Here is a 14,079-nt window from a genome sequence, read left to right on the forward strand (position 1 = left end):
TTTGCTCCGGCCTGTCCCCAGCGCCCCTTGGCTATCCCAGTGGTGACTAGTCTGGACAAGCGGAGCCACAGGCTGGGCGGCTGGGGCGATCGCGGGTATAATTAGCAACCTATCTTTCCCCCTGGAGGTGTACTTGCTCCTCGATCCTCGCCGCCTGGCGTTGCTGGTGGCCGCCAATACCGCCCTGGCACCCTTCGCCATCGATGCCTACCTGCCCGCCATGGGCGCCCTGGCCGCCACCATCGGCGCCAGCATTCACCATACCGAGCTGTCGCTCTCCACCTTCCTGGCCGGCTTCGCCCTGGGGCAGTTGCTGTTCGGGCCGTTGTCCGACCGGATCGGTCGCAAGCCGGTGCTGCTGGGGGGGCTGGTGGTCTTCCTGCTGGCCAGCCTGGCCATTACCCAGGTGGAGTCCCTGACGACGCTGCTGGCCTGGCGCTTCGTCCAGGCCCTGGGCGGCGGCGCCACGGTGGTCAACTCGGCGGCCATCGTGCGCGACTGCTTCAGCGGCCGCGAGGCGGCCAAGGTGATGTCCACCATGGCCATGATCATGCTGCTGGCGCCGCTGGTCGCCCCGGCGGTGGGCAGCGGCCTGCTGCACCTGGGCGACTGGTGGCTGATCTTCGCCTTCCTCGCCGCCTATGCCGCCTTCCTGCTGTGGCTGCTGGGCACCAAGCTGCCGGAGACCCGGCGCCGACAGGGGCCGGCGGCCTCGCCGCGTCAGGTGCTGCGCAACTACGCCAGCGTGCTGAGTCACCGCGAGAGCCTGGGTTATATCTGTGCGGCGTCCATGACCTTCTCGGGACTGTTCGCCTTTATCACCGCCTCGCCCTTCGTCTACCTGCACCACTTCGGCGTCTCGCCGGGTGTCTACCCGCTGCTGTTCGGCGCCAATGTGGTGACCATGCTGGCCTCCAATCGCCTCAATATTCGCCTGCTGCGCCACCGCTCGCCGCAGCAGAACCTGCGCCTGGGGCTCGCCATCCAGCTGGCCGCGGGGCTGGGCCTGGTGACGCTGGTGGCCAGCGGCCTGGCGTCGCTGTGGTTGATGGTGCCGCTGATCATGCTCTTCGCCGGCACCATCGGCCTGGTGGCCCCCAATGCCATCACCTCGCTGCTCGATCACTTCTATGCCATCAGCGCTACCGCCACGGCCCTGCAGGGCAGCATCCAGTTCTGCAGTGGGGCCATCGCCGGGGTGCTGGTGGGCGCCTTCGCCGTGGATAGCCTGTGGCCCATGGTACTGACCATGCTCGGCGCCAGCCTGATCGGCAACCTGGGCCTGCGCCTGCTGGCCCCGCGGAGGGCGGATGCCTGAGCCGCTGTCCTGGGGGTTGTCCCTCGTTAGCTGGTCGGGGTGTGCCCTGGTACTGATGCTGGGGGCCCTGGTGCAGCGCGTCACCGGCTTCGGCCTGGCGGTGGTGGGGGCGCCGCTGCTGCTGCTGCTGGAGCCGCGGCTGGTGCCGGTGATCCTGGTGATCTTCGGCCTGCTGGTGTCGCTGATGATGGTGCGCCGCTACTCCCGGGAGATCCGCCTCGACGCCTTCGTCCCGGCCCTGGTGGGGCGCCTGCCGGGCAACGCCCTGGGGCTGTGGCTGCTGGTGGCCGCGCCGCTGGTGGTACTCGAGAAGGTGATCGCGCTGATCGTGCTCAGCGCGGTGGCGATCACCCTGGGGCGCTTCCGCTTGCCGGTCAACCGCGCCAGCCTGTTCGGCGCCGGAGTGGTGTCGGGGATCTTCGGTACCGTGGCGGCCATCGGCGGCCCGCCCCTAGCGCTGCTGCTGCACGGCCTGCCGCCGGATCGCCTGCGTGGCAACCTGGCCGCCTACTTTATCGTCACCGCCAGCCTGACCCTGGCGCTGCTGGCCCTGGCGGGGCGGGTCGGCGCCTGGCACCTGCAACTGGCGCTGAGCTTCCTGCCGGCCATCCTCATCGGTCACCTGCTGGGTGCCTGGCTGGCGCCGCGCCTGGATGCCCGGGCCATTCAGTATGGCTCCCTGACGGTCTGCTCCCTGGCGGCATTGCTGCTGCTGTTCTAGGTGGCGCGGGGCGTCCGCGCATTTTTTCTCTCGGTCTTTCCCTGTCACGAAGCTGTCATTTTCGTCGGGCAGAGTGTCCTCACGTCAAGGCAGAACCTCTTCGACCGACAGGAGTGACTCGCATGAACCGTATCCTCAAGAGCCGCGCTTTCAAGACCACGGTGATCGCCGCCGCCGTGATGGGTGTCGCCGGCGTGGCCCAGGCCCGCGACCAGATCCGCATCGTGGGGTCGAGCACCGTCTACCCCTTCGCCAGCTACGTCACCGAGGAGTTCGGTGCGGTGACCAGCTACCCGACCCCGGTCATCGAGTCCACCGGTTCCGGTGGCGGCATCCGCCTGTTCTGCAACGGCGTGGGTGAGGGTACCCCGGACATCACCAACGCCTCGCGTCGCATCAAGTCCAGCGAACTGGAGCGTTGTGCCGAGAACGGCGTGACCGACGTCACCGAGGTGAAGATCGGCTCCGACGGCATCGTCTTCGCCCAGTCCAGCACCAACGCGGGCATGGACCTGACCCTGGAGCAGCTGTTCCTGGCGGTGGCCGCCCAGGTGCCGGTGGATGGCGAGCTGGTCGACAACCCCTACGCCAAGTGGAGCGATATCGACGCTTCCCTGCCGGATCGCGAGATCTCCGTCTATGGGCCGCCCAGCACCTCCGGCACCCGTGACGCCTTCGAGGAGCTGGTGATGGAAGCCGTCTCCGAGGAGATGGAGGCCTACGGCGGCGAGGGCTACACCGAGATTCGCGCCGATGGCGCCTATATCGATGCTGGCGAGAACGACAACCTGATCGTCCAGCGCCTCACCGAAGACACCGACTCCTTCGGCATCTTCGGCTACTCCTTCCTGGTCGAGAACGCCAACAGCCTGTCCGCCAGCCACATCGATGGCGTCGAGGCCACCCCCGAGGCGATCAGCGCCGGCGATTACCCCATCGCCCGCTCGCTGTTCTTCTACGTGAAGAACCAGCACGCCGAGGAGGTGCCGCCGCTGTATGAGTACGTCGACATGTTCGTCTCCGAGACCATGATCGGCGAGGGTGGCTACCTGACCGATATCGGCCTGATCCCGCTGCCGGAAGCCGAGCGCGAGATGGCCCGCGAGCGGGTCGCCCAGCGTGGCACCCTGCAGGTCGCCGACCTCTAAGGTGGCGTCGGGCAAGGACGCCTGACCCGGCCGGCAGCCCAGGCTGCCGGCCGTCGCACGTTACGGCGCCGCCCGCCGTCCTATTCGATACCGAGAGAACCCTATGCAGACCGATCAACTCCTTGCACTGTTCAGCGGCGTGCTGTTACTGCTGGGGCTGATAGCCTTCTTCCTGGGGCGTGCCAAGGCCGCGCGGGTGCGCGCCGGCGGCACGGCCATGTTCGCCCAGCCCGATCAGTATGCCTGGTTCGCGGTGCTCACCACTGCCGGGCCGGCCATCCTGGTGGGGGGGCTGAGCGCCTTCCTGATGCTGTTGCTGGGCGCCGAGATTCCGCCCCTCTACCTGCTCGCCGGCAGCCTGGCCGTGGCCGCCCTGGGGCTGGCCGTGGGGGTGCGTCAGGTGAAGCCGGACTTCCACGCCCGCCAGGCCATCGAGCGGGTGATTCGCTGGATCCTGGTGGGGGCGGCGCTGATCTCCATCTTCACCACCTTCGGCATCCTCTTCTCGATCATCTTCGAGGCGCTGCGCTTCTTCCAGATGCACAGCTTCTGGGACTTTATCACCGGCACGGTGTGGAACCCGGGGGCCAGCTTCCTGGCCGCCGCCGGTCGCGCCGACGAGGGCGCCAGCGCCGCCCAGTTCGGCTCGGTGCCGCTGTTCGCCGGCACCTTTATGATCACCGCCATCGCCATGCTGGTGGCGATTCCCGTGGGGTTGCTGGCGGCCATCTACATGGCGGAGTTCGCCCCCAAGCGGGTGCGCACCCTGGCCAAGCCGACCCTGGAGGTCCTGGCCGGCATTCCCACCGTGGTCTATGGCTTCTTCGCCGCCATCACCGTGGCGCCGCTGATCGTCGACCTGGCGGGCGTCTTCGGCCTGGATGCCTCCTTCAACAACGCCGTGGCGCCGGGGGTGGTGATGGGCATCATGATCATCCCCTTTATCTCCTCGCTCTCCGACGACGTCATCAACTCGGTGCCCGACAGCATGCGTCAGGGCTCCCTGGCGCTGGGCATGACCAAGGGCGAGACCATCCGCGACGTGGTGATTCCCGCGGCCCTGCCGGGGATCATCTCGGCCTCCCTGCTGGCGGTCTCCCGGGCGCTGGGCGAGACCATGATCGTGGTGATGGCCGCCGGCATGCGCCCCAACCTCACCGCCAACCCGCTGGAAGACATGACCACGGTCACGGTACGCATCGTGGCGGCGCTGACCGGGGACCTGGAGTTCGAGAGTGCCGAGACCCTCTCCGCCTTCGCCCTGGGCCTGGTGCTGTTCGCCGTCACCCTGACGCTCAACCTGGTGTCGGTGCTGATGATCCGTCGCTTCCGCGAGAAGTACCGCGTCAACAACCTCTAACCCCGAGGACCTAGCGAGATGAGTCAATCCTTCGACGAGATCAGCGCCCAGCTCCAGCGTCGCCACCGCAAGTCGGCGCGGCTGAAGTGGCTCTCCATGGGGGCCCTGGGGCTGGCCGGCCTGTTCCTGGTGCTGTTCTTCGCCGATATGCTCAGCAAGGGGCTGCCGGCCTTCCAGCAGGCGCAGATCCGCGTGGAGCTCGATTACAACGAGGACGCCACCCGCATGGGGCGGGCGGCCCTGGACCCCGAGGTGTCGCGGCTGGTGAGCCGCACCTTCGAGCGGCTGATTCCCGGCATGCTGGCCGATGATCCCGAACTGCTGGGCACCACCGAGACCCGCTGGGTGCTGGCCAATGCCCAGGTGGATCAGTACCTCAAGGGGCACACGCATCGCCTCAACGCGGCGCAGCAGGCCACCGTCGATCGGCTGGCGGAGGAGGGGAATGTGGCGTTGAAGTTCAATACCACCTTCTTCACCAGCGGCGACTCCAAGATGGCCGAGGCCTCGGGGATCCTCGCCGCCGCCCTGGGCACGGTGATGACCATGCTGGTGACCCTGGCCATCGCCTTCCCGATCGGCGTGATGACCGCGGTCTATCTCGAGGAGTTCGCCCCGGACAACCGCCTGACCCAGATCATCGAGATCAATATCAACAACCTGGCGGCGATTCCCTCGATCCTCTTCGGTCTGTTGGGGCTGGCGATCTTCATCAGTTTCTTCGGCGTACCGCGCTCCTCGCCCCTGGTGGGCGGCATGACGCTGGCGCTGATGACCCTGCCGGTGATCATCATCGCCACCCGCACGGCGCTGCGCAGCGTGCCGGACTCCATCCGCCACGCCGCCTTCGGTGTCGGCTGCTCGCGCTGGCAGGTGGTGCGCGACCATGTGCTGCCGCTGGCCATGCCCGGCATCATGACCGGGTCGATCATCGGCCTGGCCCAGGCCATGGGCGAGACCGCACCGCTGATCATCGTCGGCATGGTGGCCTTTATCCCCGATGTCAGTGCTACCTTCACCAATGCGGCCACCGTGCTGCCGGCGCAGATCTTCACCTGGGCGGGGGAACCCGACAAGGCCTTCGTCGAGAAGACCGCCGGGGGCATCCTGGTGCTGTTGGCGATCCTGATCTTCCTCAATGCCACCGCCGTGGTACTGCGCAAGAAATTCGAGCGTCGCTGGTAAGCCCGGCGCGTTACAGAGGACACTCTCCATGAATATGCAAGCCGCTCCCCGTCATACCGTCGGTACCGCGCCCCAGGTGGGGCAGCCGCATACCCGTAACGATCAGGCCTGCCATGACCTGAGCATCCGGGTCCGCGACCTCAACCTCTGGTATGGCCAGACCCAGGCGCTCAAGAACCTCAATATCGACCTCTTCGAGAAGAACGTCACCGCCCTGATCGGCCCCTCCGGCTGCGGCAAGTCGACCTTCCTGCGCTGCCTCAACCGCATGAACGACCTGATCCCCAGCGTGCGCATCGAGGGCCTGGTGGAGATGGATGGCCGCGACGTCAACGCCACCAAGATGGATGAGGTGGCCCTGCGTCGTCGGGTGGGCATGGTCTTCCAGAAGCCCAACCCCTTCCCCAAGTCGATCTACGAGAACATCGCCTATGCGCCGCGCATGCACGACCTGGTGAGCCGCAAGGCGGAGCAGGACGAGCTGGTGGAGAAGGCGCTGCGCGACGCCGGCCTGTGGAACGAGGTCAAGGACAAGCTCCACGAGCCGGGCACTTCTCTCTCCGGGGGTCAGCAGCAGCGCCTGTGCATCGCCCGGGCCATCGCCGTGCAGCCCGACGTCATCCTGATGGACGAACCCACCTCGGCGCTGGACCCCATCTCCACCGCCACCATCGAAGACCTGATGGACAAGCTCAAGCAGCAGTTCACCATCGTCACCGTGACCCACAACATGCAGCAGGCGGCGCGGGTGGCGGACTACACCGCTTTCTTCCATCTGGGCGAGATCGTCGAGTACAACGACACCAAGACGATGTTCTCCAACCCCGCCACCAAGAAGGCCGAGGACTATATCACCGGCCGTTACGGCTAAGCGGGGCCCCAAGCCATTCTCGTTGATATGATTCAGGGAGCGCTGGGGGTATGACGGAGCAAAGCGTCATTATCAGGGACGAGAATGCCGAGCGCCCAGGGAAGGGTTTACCGCGTCTTTGCGAGGGCTTTCCCCCAGGATAGCTCCCGAGTTGCTCCTGAATGTCAGATGACGGGGAGGCCGATGGGCCTCCCCGTCGTCGTCTGGGCGAGCCATGACACTCGACCGTAATAATTCGCTGTTACTAATAGAGTGTCGATTACCCGCTCCGGAGAGCCCATGCTTCGCTTCGAAAACATGACGGTCAGGGTCAGCTGGTCGCTGGTCCTGGCCGCCTTCGCCATCCTGATCCTCGGCGCCAGCCTGCTCGGCCTGTTCTCCAACCAGACCAGCCGCGAGGCCTTCGGTACCCTCAATCGCCTCAACGTGGAGCAGGCCCAGGCCCTCAATCGCGCCTATATCGACGTGCTGCGGGCGCGCATCGAGATGGATCGCGCCGCCGAGCTGCTGCGCACCCCGGCCTTCGAGCGGCCGGGGCCGGCCATCGAGCGGGCCGAGGCCCTGCTGGGCTCCGCCGAGGCGGCCTTCGCGCGCTTCCGGGCGGTGCCCCCCGCGGCCAGCCAGGAGGCGGCCATCGAAGCCCTGAGTCAGCGCTACCAGTCGCTGGTGGACAACAACCTGAGCCTGCAGCTGATGCTGCTCCAGGACGGCGACCATGGCGGCTATCGCTCCGGCCAGTCCCGGGTCTCCGAGAGTAGCCAGGCCTTTATGGCCGAGGCCGACGACTTCTTCGCCGCCTCCGCCGGCGAGGGCCAGGCCCTGGCCGCCCAGTTCCGGCGCCTGGCCGACTGGCTCGGGGTCAGCCTGCTGGCCACCCTGGCGGCGGCGGCACTGCTGATCGGCCTGGTGCTGTGGGGCGTGACCCGCAACGTGATTCGCCCGCTGCGCGAGGTGGTAGGGCACTTCCGGCGCATCGCCGAGGGGGACCTCTCGGCGCCCATCGAGGCGCGTGGCCGCAACGAGATCGGCCAGCTGTTCGCCGAATTGTCCACCATGCAGGCCTCCCTGACCGAGACGGTGAGCCACCTGCGCCGGGGCAGCGAGGGCGTCCACGAGGCCAGCCGTCGCATGGCCGAGGACAATGCCGCCCTGGCCGCCCAGACCCAGCAGCAGGGCGCGGCCCAGGCCCAGACCGCCGACCACCTGGCCCACCTGACCCGCGCCGTGGCCGGCAACGTGACCACCGCCGACGAGGTGGGGCGCTCCGCCGAGGGCGCCACCCGGCGCGCCCGGGAGGGCGAGGCGGTGATCACCCGCTTCGCCGATACCATGGAGACGATCCAGTCCCACGCCGAGGAGATCGCCGGCATGGTCGCGTTGATCGAGAGCATCGCCTTCCAGACCAATATCCTGGCCCTGAATGCCTCGGTGGAGGCGGCCCGGGCCGGCGACCAGGGGCGCGGCTTCGCGGTGGTGGCCAAGGAGGTGCGCGAGCTGGCCTCGCGCAGCGACCACGCCGCCAAGGAGATCCGCGGGCGCATCGAGGCCTCCCGGCAGAGCGTGGCGGCGGGTGGCGAGCTCTCCCGGGAGGCGGTGGAGCACACCCGCGAGATCATCCTCGCCATCGAGCGGGTGAATGCCCTGATGGCGCGAATCCACGACGCCTCCCGGGTGCAGCAGGCGGGCATCGACGAGGTCAATGGCGCCATGGCGCAGATGCAGGCGGCGACCCGGGACAGCGCCCGCCTGGTGGAGCGGGCCGCCGACGGCGCCCAGCGCCTGGAGGGCGAGGCCGAGGGCATGCAGGCCTACGCCCGGGGCTTCCGCCTCGATGCCGACCCGGTCACGGACGAGGCGGCCCCCGACTGGGAGGCCCTGGCGGCGACGCAGGATGAGGCGACACGGTTACCGGCCCTCGCGCAGTAAATAACGCCATCCATATATGCTATTATCCATATGTCTTTGGGGCGGGCCTCGGGGCCCGCCCCTCGGTGTTTTTTTCGAGAGGAGCCCGAGATGGCAATCACTATCGGTATCAATGGCCTGGGGCGTATCGGTCGCCTGACCCTGCGGGCCCTGTGGGCGCGGGTCGCGGCCGGCGAGGTGACGATCACGCGCATCAACGACCCGGGCGGCGACGCCGCCACCTTCGCCCACCTGCTGGAGTTCGACTCCGTGCACGGCCGCTGGAGCCCGGGGCAGGGCATCCGTGCCGAGGGTGATGCCATCGTGATCGATGGCCGGGCGCTTCCCTTCAGCGCCCATACCGCCATCGGCGACAGTGATTGGTCGAACTGCCAAGTAACCATCGAGTGCTCCGGCAAGATGAAGACGGCGCAGAAGCTCCGGGCCTACCTGGATCAGGGCGTCGAACGGGTGGTGGTCAGTGCCCCGGTCAAGGAGGAGGGGGTGCTCAATGTGGTGATGGGGGTCAACGACGACCGCTATGACCCGGCGCTGCACCGCATCGTGACCGCCGCCAGCTGCACCACCAACTGCCTGGCGCCGGTGGTCAAGGTGATCCATGAGACCTACGGCATCCGCCACGGCGCCATGACCACGGTGCATGACATCACCAATACCCAGAGCATTCTGGATGCGCCCCACAAGGATCTACGTCGGGCCCGGGCCTGCGGCATGAGCCTGATTCCCACCACCACCGGCTCCGCCAAGGCGATCACCGCCATCTTCCCGGAGCTCACGGGCAAGCTCAACGGCCACGCCGTGCGGGTCCCGCTGGCCAACGCCTCGCTCACCGATATGGTCTTCGAGCTGGAGAGGGCGGTGACCGCCGAGGAGGTCAATGCCGCGCTCAAGGCCGCCGCCGAGGGCGAACTGGCCGGTATCCTGGGCTACGAGGAGCGGCCGCTGGTCTCCATCGACTACCGTACCGACCCGCGCAGCTCGATCATCGACGCGCTCTCGACCCTGGTGGTCAACGGCACCCAGCTCAAGCTCTACGCCTGGTACGACAACGAGTGGGGCTACGCTAACCGCACCGCCGAGCTGGCGCTCAAGGTGGCCCATGGCTAGCGGGGGAGGGGACGCGTCGCTGGGCGCCCGGCTGCGGGCGCTGCCCTTCGAGGTGCGCCAGTACCTGCTGATCACCGGCAACTACTGGGCCTTTACCCTCACCGACGGCGCCCTGCGCATGCTGGTGGTGCTCCACTTCCACCGGCTCGGCTACTCGCCGCTGGAGGTGGCCCTGCTGTTCCTCTTCTACGAGGCCTTCGGCGTGGTGACCAACCTGGTGGGGGGCTGGCTGGGCGCGCGCCTCGGGCTCAATCGCACCATGAACGTCGGCCTCGGCCTGCAGATCGTCGCGCTGACGATGCTGATGGTGCCCGCCGCGGCGCTGACCGTGCCCTGGGTGATGGCCGCCCAGGCGCTCTCGGGGATCGCCAAGGACCTCAACAAGATGAGCGCCAAGAGCGCGGTCAAGGTGCTGGTGCCCCAGGACAGCCCCGGCGCCGGCAGCGCTCTCTACCGCTGGGTGGCGATCCTCACCGGCTCCAAGAACGCCCTCAAGGGTGCCGGCTTCTTCCTCGGCGGGGCCCTGCTGACGCTGATCGGCTTCCGGGGCGCGGTGCTGGCCATGGCGCTGATGCTCGCCGTCGTGCTGGGGCTGTCGCTGTGGCGGCTCAGGGCCGACCTGGGGCGGGTCAAGCACAAGCCCAAATTCCGTGAGGTGTTCTCCCAGTCGCGGGCGGTCAACGTGCTCTCGGCGGCGCGGCTCTGCCTGTTCGCCTCCCGGGACGTCTGGTTCGTGGTGGCCCTGCCGGTGTTCCTCTATGACCAGCACGGCTGGAGCCACTGGACGGTGGGGGGGCTGCTGGCGATCTGGGTGATCGGCTATGGCGGGGTGCAGACCCAGGCGCCGCGGCTGACCCGGTTGGTTCACGGCGAGGCGCGCCTGCTCACCGCCGGCTGGGCGGCGGCCCTGGCGCTGCTCGGCGTGGGGCTGGCGCTGCTGCCGCTGGAAGCGGTCTCCTGGCTGGTGCTGGGCTTGCTAGCCTTCGGCGTGCTCTTCGCCGTCAACTCCAGCTGGCACAGCTACCTGATCGTCCACTATGCCCGGGCCGACGGGGTCTCCATGGACGTGGGCTTCTACTATATGGCCAATGCCATGGGGCGGTTGATCGGCACCCTGCTGTCGGGCTGGCTCTATATGCAGCATGGGCTTGGCGCCTGCCTATGGGTGGCCGCGGCCCTGGTGGCGGCCAGTGCCCTGCTGGCGCTGGGGTTGCCGCGACGCTCCGCCTGATATCATGGGGAAGCGATCCGCCCGATGCCCTCGAAGGAGGCAATGCTTGGAAGCCATTCGTTTGTTCAAGTGCCTGGGCGACCTTGCCATGCCAGCCGTCTGATGCCCTCGAAGGAGGCAATAATTGGAAGCCATTCGTTTGTTTAAGTGCCTGGGGGATGAGACGCGCCTGCTGCTGGTGCTGCTGATTCACCGCGAGGGGGAGCTCTGCGTCTGTGAGCTGACCCACGCCCTGGAGGCCTCCCAGCCCAAGGTCTCCCGTCACCTGGCCCAGCTGCGCGCCTGCGAGCTGCTCAGCGACCGCCGCGACGGCCAGTGGGTCTACTACCGCCTGGCCGAGACCCTGCCCGATTGGGTTGGCCGGGTCCTCGCGGCCGCCGAGGCAGGGGAGGGGGCACGCCTCGATGCCCTCCAGGCCCGGCTCGGCTGCATGGGCAATCGCCCGGAGCGACGCCACGCGCTCTGCTGAGGCGGTCTCGAGTGCAGGGCCTAGGCGGTGCTGGGGAAGTGGTGCCGAGTCTGGTTGGCGATACGAACCAGGGCCAGCATCAGTGGCACTTCGACCAGCACCCCCACCACCGTGGCCAGTGCCGCCCCGGACTGCAGGCCGAACAGGGCGATGGCGGCGGCCACCGCCAGCTCGAAGAAGTTGCTGGCGCCGATCATCGCCCCGGGGGCGGCGACGCTATGTGGCACCTTCCAGGCCTTGGCCCAGCCGTAGGCGATAAAGAAGATCAGAAAGGTCTGGAGGATCAGCGGGATGGCGATCAGCACGATATGCAGCGGCGCCTCGAGGATGACCTCACCCTGGAAGGCGAACAGCAGCACCAGGGTGGTAATCAGCCCGATCGGTGTCACCGGACCGATACGTTTCATAAAGACGTTGTCGTACCACTCGAGGCCATGGCGCTTGATCAGGGTGCGTCGGGTCATGACGCCGGCCGCCAGCGGAATCACGATATACAGCAGCACCGACAGGGCGACGGTGTCCCAGGGCACCTGAATATCGGAGATGCCGAGCAGCAGGATCACGATGGGGGCGAAGGCGAACAGCATGATCAGGTCGTTGAGCGCCACCTGCACCAGGGTGTAGGCGGCGTCGCCGCGGGTCAGGGTGCTCCAGACGAAGACCATGGCGGTGCAGGGCGCCGCCCCCAGCAGGATGGCCCCGGCCAGGTATTGGCTGGCCAGCTCCTGCGGAATGAGCGGGCGAAAGATCACCATCAGGAACAACCAGGCGATGGCGAACATGCTGAAGGGCTTGATCAGCCAGTTCACCGTGGTGGTGATGATCAGCCCCCTGGGCTGGCGGCGCACCCCCAGCACGGCGGCGAAGTCGATCTGCGCCATCATCGGGAAGATCATCGCCCAGATCAGTACCGCCACCGGGATCGACACCTGGGCGACCTCGAAGCGCGACAGGGTCTCGGGGATGGCCGGGGCGACCTGGCCGAGCAGTACGCCGGCGCCGATGGCCAGGGCCACCCAGAGCGAGAGGAAGCGCCCGAACAATCCCATGCTCTCGGCGGTGCTGGGGGCTTGAGAACTCGTGGATGGGGGCATGGGAGGCTCCGGAGCAAGACGTGGATCGAGGGTGTTTCGCTTAATGATATACGCATAGGCGTATGTGTAAACCGTTGGGGGGCCAACCGTGGCCGCGCCGGCCCGCGAGCCGGTGTAGGCGGAGAGGCCACCTTGGATCAGAGGGAAGTGATATGGGCGAGGCCCTGAGACTCGAGGCCCTGGGCATCGGTGCCCTGGTGGGCGTGGATCTGACCCTGGCACCCGGCGAGGTGCTCTGCCTCTCCGGGGCCAGCGGCAGCGGCAAGAGTCGGCTGCTGCGTGCCATCGCCGACCTGGAGCCCCATGAGGGCGAGGCCTGGCTGGGCGACACCGCGCGTTCGTCGTTGCCGGCGCATCGCTGGCGGGCCCGGGTGATGCTGGTGCCCGCCGAGAGCCACTGGTGGGCGGAGCGGGTCGAGGAGCATCTGGCGGTGGCGCCGAGCGAGGCGGATCTCGCCGCCCTGGGCTTCGCGGACGAGGTACTGGGCTGGGAGGTGGCCAGGCTCTCCTCCGGGGAGAAACAGCGCCTGGCGCTGCTGCGGGCCGTGGCGGTATTGGATGAGCGCCCGGACGAGGCCGCGGCCCTGCTGCTGGATGAGCCTACCGCCAACCTGGACGAGGCCATGACCCGGGCGGTGGAGGCCTGGTTGCGCGAACGCCTCGGCGAGCGGGGCTGGCCGACCCTCTGGGTGGCCCACGATCCAGGGCAGATCGCCCGGGTCGCGAAGCGCCACTGGCATATCGAGGGCCATCGGTTGGTCGAGAGGGAGACCCGCCCATGGCAGTGATCCCCCTGGCCTGGTGGCAGTTGGCCCTGGCCGCCGTCATGGTGATTGGCCTGGCCGGCTGCACGGCGGCGATGCGCTTGGGAATGAGCCGCGGCCTGCTGCTCGCCGCCCTGCGCACCGTGATCCAGCTGGCGCTGATTGGCCTGGTGCTGGAGGCGCTGTTCGCCGCCGAGCGCCTGCTCTGGGTGACCCTGATGGCCCTGGCCATGTTGCTGATCGCCGGCCGCGAGGTGGTGGCGCGACAGAAGCGGCGCTTCCTCGGGGGCTGGGGCTTCGGCATCGGTACCCTGGCGATGTTCCTCTCTTCCTTCACCGTGACCGTGCTGACCCTGACCGTGATCATCGGTCCCGAGCCCTGGTATCGGCCCCAATACGCCATTCCCCTGCTGGGGATGCTGCTGGGCAATACCATGACCGGGGTCGCCCTGGCCCTGGATCGCCTCACCGACGGTGCCTGGCAGCAGCGCGGGGTGATCGAGAATCGCCTGATGCTGGGCCAGCCCTGGTCCCGGGCCATCGAGGATATCCGCCGCGACGCCATCCGCAGCGGCCTGATGCCGATGATCAACGCCATGGCCGCCGCCGGCGTGGTGAGCCTGCCGGGCATGATGACCGGCCAGATCCTGGCCGGTAGCCCGCCGGCCCTGGCGGTGAAGTATCAGATCCTGGTGATGTTTGCCATCACCCTGGGCACCGGCTTCGGCGCCCTGGCGGCGGTATCGATGGGCAGCCGGCGGCTGTTCGACAAGCGCGAGCGGCTGCGCCTGAAGCGCCTGGCGCCGCCGCGGAAATAACGGCGCCCGCCGGGTAGGCGGGCGCGGGGGTGGGGAATGGGAGGCGCAGGGGCTCGTTTAATCGACC

Annotated in this window: 13 protein-coding genes; 12 read left to right on the plus strand and 1 reads right to left on the minus strand. The window is 67.9% G+C overall.

The genetic code is table 11. The features are described from left to right. Window positions 1-133 precede the first annotated feature (133 nt). The 10 genes from HPA02_RS16740 (at window position 134) to HPA02_RS16785 (ending at window position 11,336) form a co-directional block, all read left to right on the plus strand. Window positions 134-1,318, plus strand: coding sequence for a Bcr/CflA family multidrug efflux MFS transporter (locus tag HPA02_RS16740; protein WP_146804344.1), 1,185 nt, complete (start codon window positions 134-136; stop codon window positions 1,316-1,318). Continuing rightward, window positions 1,311-2,039: a sulfite exporter TauE/SafE family protein gene (locus HPA02_RS16745; protein WP_146804345.1), complete on the plus strand. Its 729-nt coding sequence runs from the start codon at window positions 1,311-1,313 to the stop codon at window positions 2,037-2,039. The genes HPA02_RS16740 and HPA02_RS16745 overlap by 8 nt, the downstream gene beginning before the upstream one ends. A gap of 122 nt (window positions 2,040-2,161) precedes the next feature. Beyond that, window positions 2,162-3,187, plus strand: a complete 1,026-nt coding sequence (locus tag HPA02_RS16750; protein ID WP_146804346.1) for a substrate-binding domain-containing protein — start codon at window positions 2,162-2,164, stop codon at window positions 3,185-3,187. 103 nt (window positions 3,188-3,290) lie between these two features. Beyond that, complete coding sequence (pstC, locus tag HPA02_RS16755) at window positions 3,291-4,547, plus strand: phosphate ABC transporter permease subunit PstC (RefSeq protein ID WP_146804347.1); 1,257 nt, start codon at window positions 3,291-3,293, stop codon at window positions 4,545-4,547. 18 nt (window positions 4,548-4,565) lie between these two features. After that, window positions 4,566-5,732, plus strand: coding sequence for a phosphate ABC transporter permease PstA (pstA, locus tag HPA02_RS16760; protein ID WP_146804348.1), 1,167 nt, complete (start codon window positions 4,566-4,568; stop codon window positions 5,730-5,732). A gap of 34 nt (window positions 5,733-5,766) precedes the next feature. Next, entirely contained in the window at window positions 5,767-6,603 is an 837-nt protein-coding gene (pstB, locus tag HPA02_RS16765; RefSeq protein ID WP_146804356.1) for a phosphate ABC transporter ATP-binding protein PstB, read from the plus strand. A 279-nt stretch (window positions 6,604-6,882) separates the two neighbouring features. Further along, on the plus strand, window positions 6,883-8,529 hold the full coding sequence (locus HPA02_RS16770; protein ID WP_146804349.1) for a methyl-accepting chemotaxis protein: 1,647 nt from the start codon (window positions 6,883-6,885) through the stop codon (window positions 8,527-8,529). Window positions 8,530-8,619: 90 nt separating this feature from the next. Then, a complete protein-coding gene (locus HPA02_RS16775; RefSeq protein WP_146804350.1) occupies window positions 8,620-9,636 on the plus strand; it encodes an ArsJ-associated glyceraldehyde-3-phosphate dehydrogenase in 1,017 nt (338 codons plus the stop codon). Further along, complete coding sequence (arsJ, locus tag HPA02_RS16780; RefSeq protein ID WP_146804351.1) at window positions 9,629-10,867, plus strand: organoarsenical effux MFS transporter ArsJ; 1,239 nt, start codon at window positions 9,629-9,631, stop codon at window positions 10,865-10,867. Before HPA02_RS16775 ends, arsJ begins: the two co-directional genes overlap by 8 nt. A 124-nt stretch (window positions 10,868-10,991) precedes the next feature. Then, a complete protein-coding gene (locus HPA02_RS16785; RefSeq protein ID WP_146804352.1) occupies window positions 10,992-11,336 on the plus strand; it encodes a metalloregulator ArsR/SmtB family transcription factor in 345 nt (114 codons plus the stop codon). Between the two features lie 20 nt (window positions 11,337-11,356). On the opposite strand, the gene arsB is transcribed toward HPA02_RS16785, so the two are convergent. After that, a complete protein-coding gene (arsB, locus tag HPA02_RS16790; protein ID WP_146804353.1) occupies window positions 11,357-12,430 on the minus strand; it encodes an ACR3 family arsenite efflux transporter in 1,074 nt (357 codons plus the stop codon). Between the two features lie 152 nt (window positions 12,431-12,582). Here arsB and HPA02_RS16795 point away from each other — a divergent pair, with 152 nt between their 5' ends. Together HPA02_RS16795 and HPA02_RS16800 are read left to right on the plus strand one after the other, a co-directional pair. Continuing rightward, window positions 12,583-13,218 carry an ABC transporter ATP-binding protein gene (locus HPA02_RS16795; RefSeq protein WP_146804354.1) on the plus strand — a complete coding sequence of 212 codons (636 nt, stop codon included), beginning with the start codon at window positions 12,583-12,585 and terminating at the stop codon, window positions 13,216-13,218. Then, window positions 13,209-14,012, plus strand: a complete 804-nt coding sequence (locus HPA02_RS16800; RefSeq protein ID WP_146804355.1) for an ABC transporter permease — start codon at window positions 13,209-13,211, stop codon at window positions 14,010-14,012. The genes HPA02_RS16795 and HPA02_RS16800 overlap by 10 nt, the downstream gene beginning before the upstream one ends. The last annotated feature ends 67 nt before the right edge of the window (window positions 14,013-14,079 follow it).

This window comes from Bisbaumannia pacifica (genome assembly GCF_007989625.1).
Classification (GTDB): Bacteria; Pseudomonadota; Gammaproteobacteria; order Pseudomonadales; family Halomonadaceae; genus Bisbaumannia; species Bisbaumannia pacifica.

Coding starts and splice junctions, on each gene's coding strand:
- HPA02_RS16750 (WP_146804346.1), top strand. CDS start 2,162: ATGAACCGTATCCTCAAGAGCCGCGCTTTCAAGACCACGGTGATCGCC.
- arsB (WP_146804353.1), bottom strand. CDS start 12,430: ATGCCCCCATCCACGAGTTCTCAAGCCCCCAGCACCGCCGAGAGCATG.
- pstC (WP_146804347.1), top strand. CDS start 3,291: ATGCAGACCGATCAACTCCTTGCACTGTTCAGCGGCGTGCTGTTACTG.
- arsJ (WP_146804351.1), top strand. CDS start 9,629: ATGGCTAGCGGGGGAGGGGACGCGTCGCTGGGCGCCCGGCTGCGGGCG.
- pstB (WP_146804356.1), top strand. CDS start 5,767: ATGCAAGCCGCTCCCCGTCATACCGTCGGTACCGCGCCCCAGGTGGGG.
- pstA (WP_146804348.1), top strand. CDS start 4,566: ATGAGTCAATCCTTCGACGAGATCAGCGCCCAGCTCCAGCGTCGCCAC.
- HPA02_RS16775 (WP_146804350.1), top strand. CDS start 8,620: ATGGCAATCACTATCGGTATCAATGGCCTGGGGCGTATCGGTCGCCTG.
- HPA02_RS16745 (WP_146804345.1), top strand. CDS start 1,311: ATGCCTGAGCCGCTGTCCTGGGGGTTGTCCCTCGTTAGCTGGTCGGGG.
- HPA02_RS16770 (WP_146804349.1), top strand. CDS start 6,883: ATGCTTCGCTTCGAAAACATGACGGTCAGGGTCAGCTGGTCGCTGGTC.
- HPA02_RS16795 (WP_146804354.1), top strand. CDS start 12,583: ATGGGCGAGGCCCTGAGACTCGAGGCCCTGGGCATCGGTGCCCTGGTG.
- HPA02_RS16800 (WP_146804355.1), top strand. CDS start 13,209: ATGGCAGTGATCCCCCTGGCCTGGTGGCAGTTGGCCCTGGCCGCCGTC.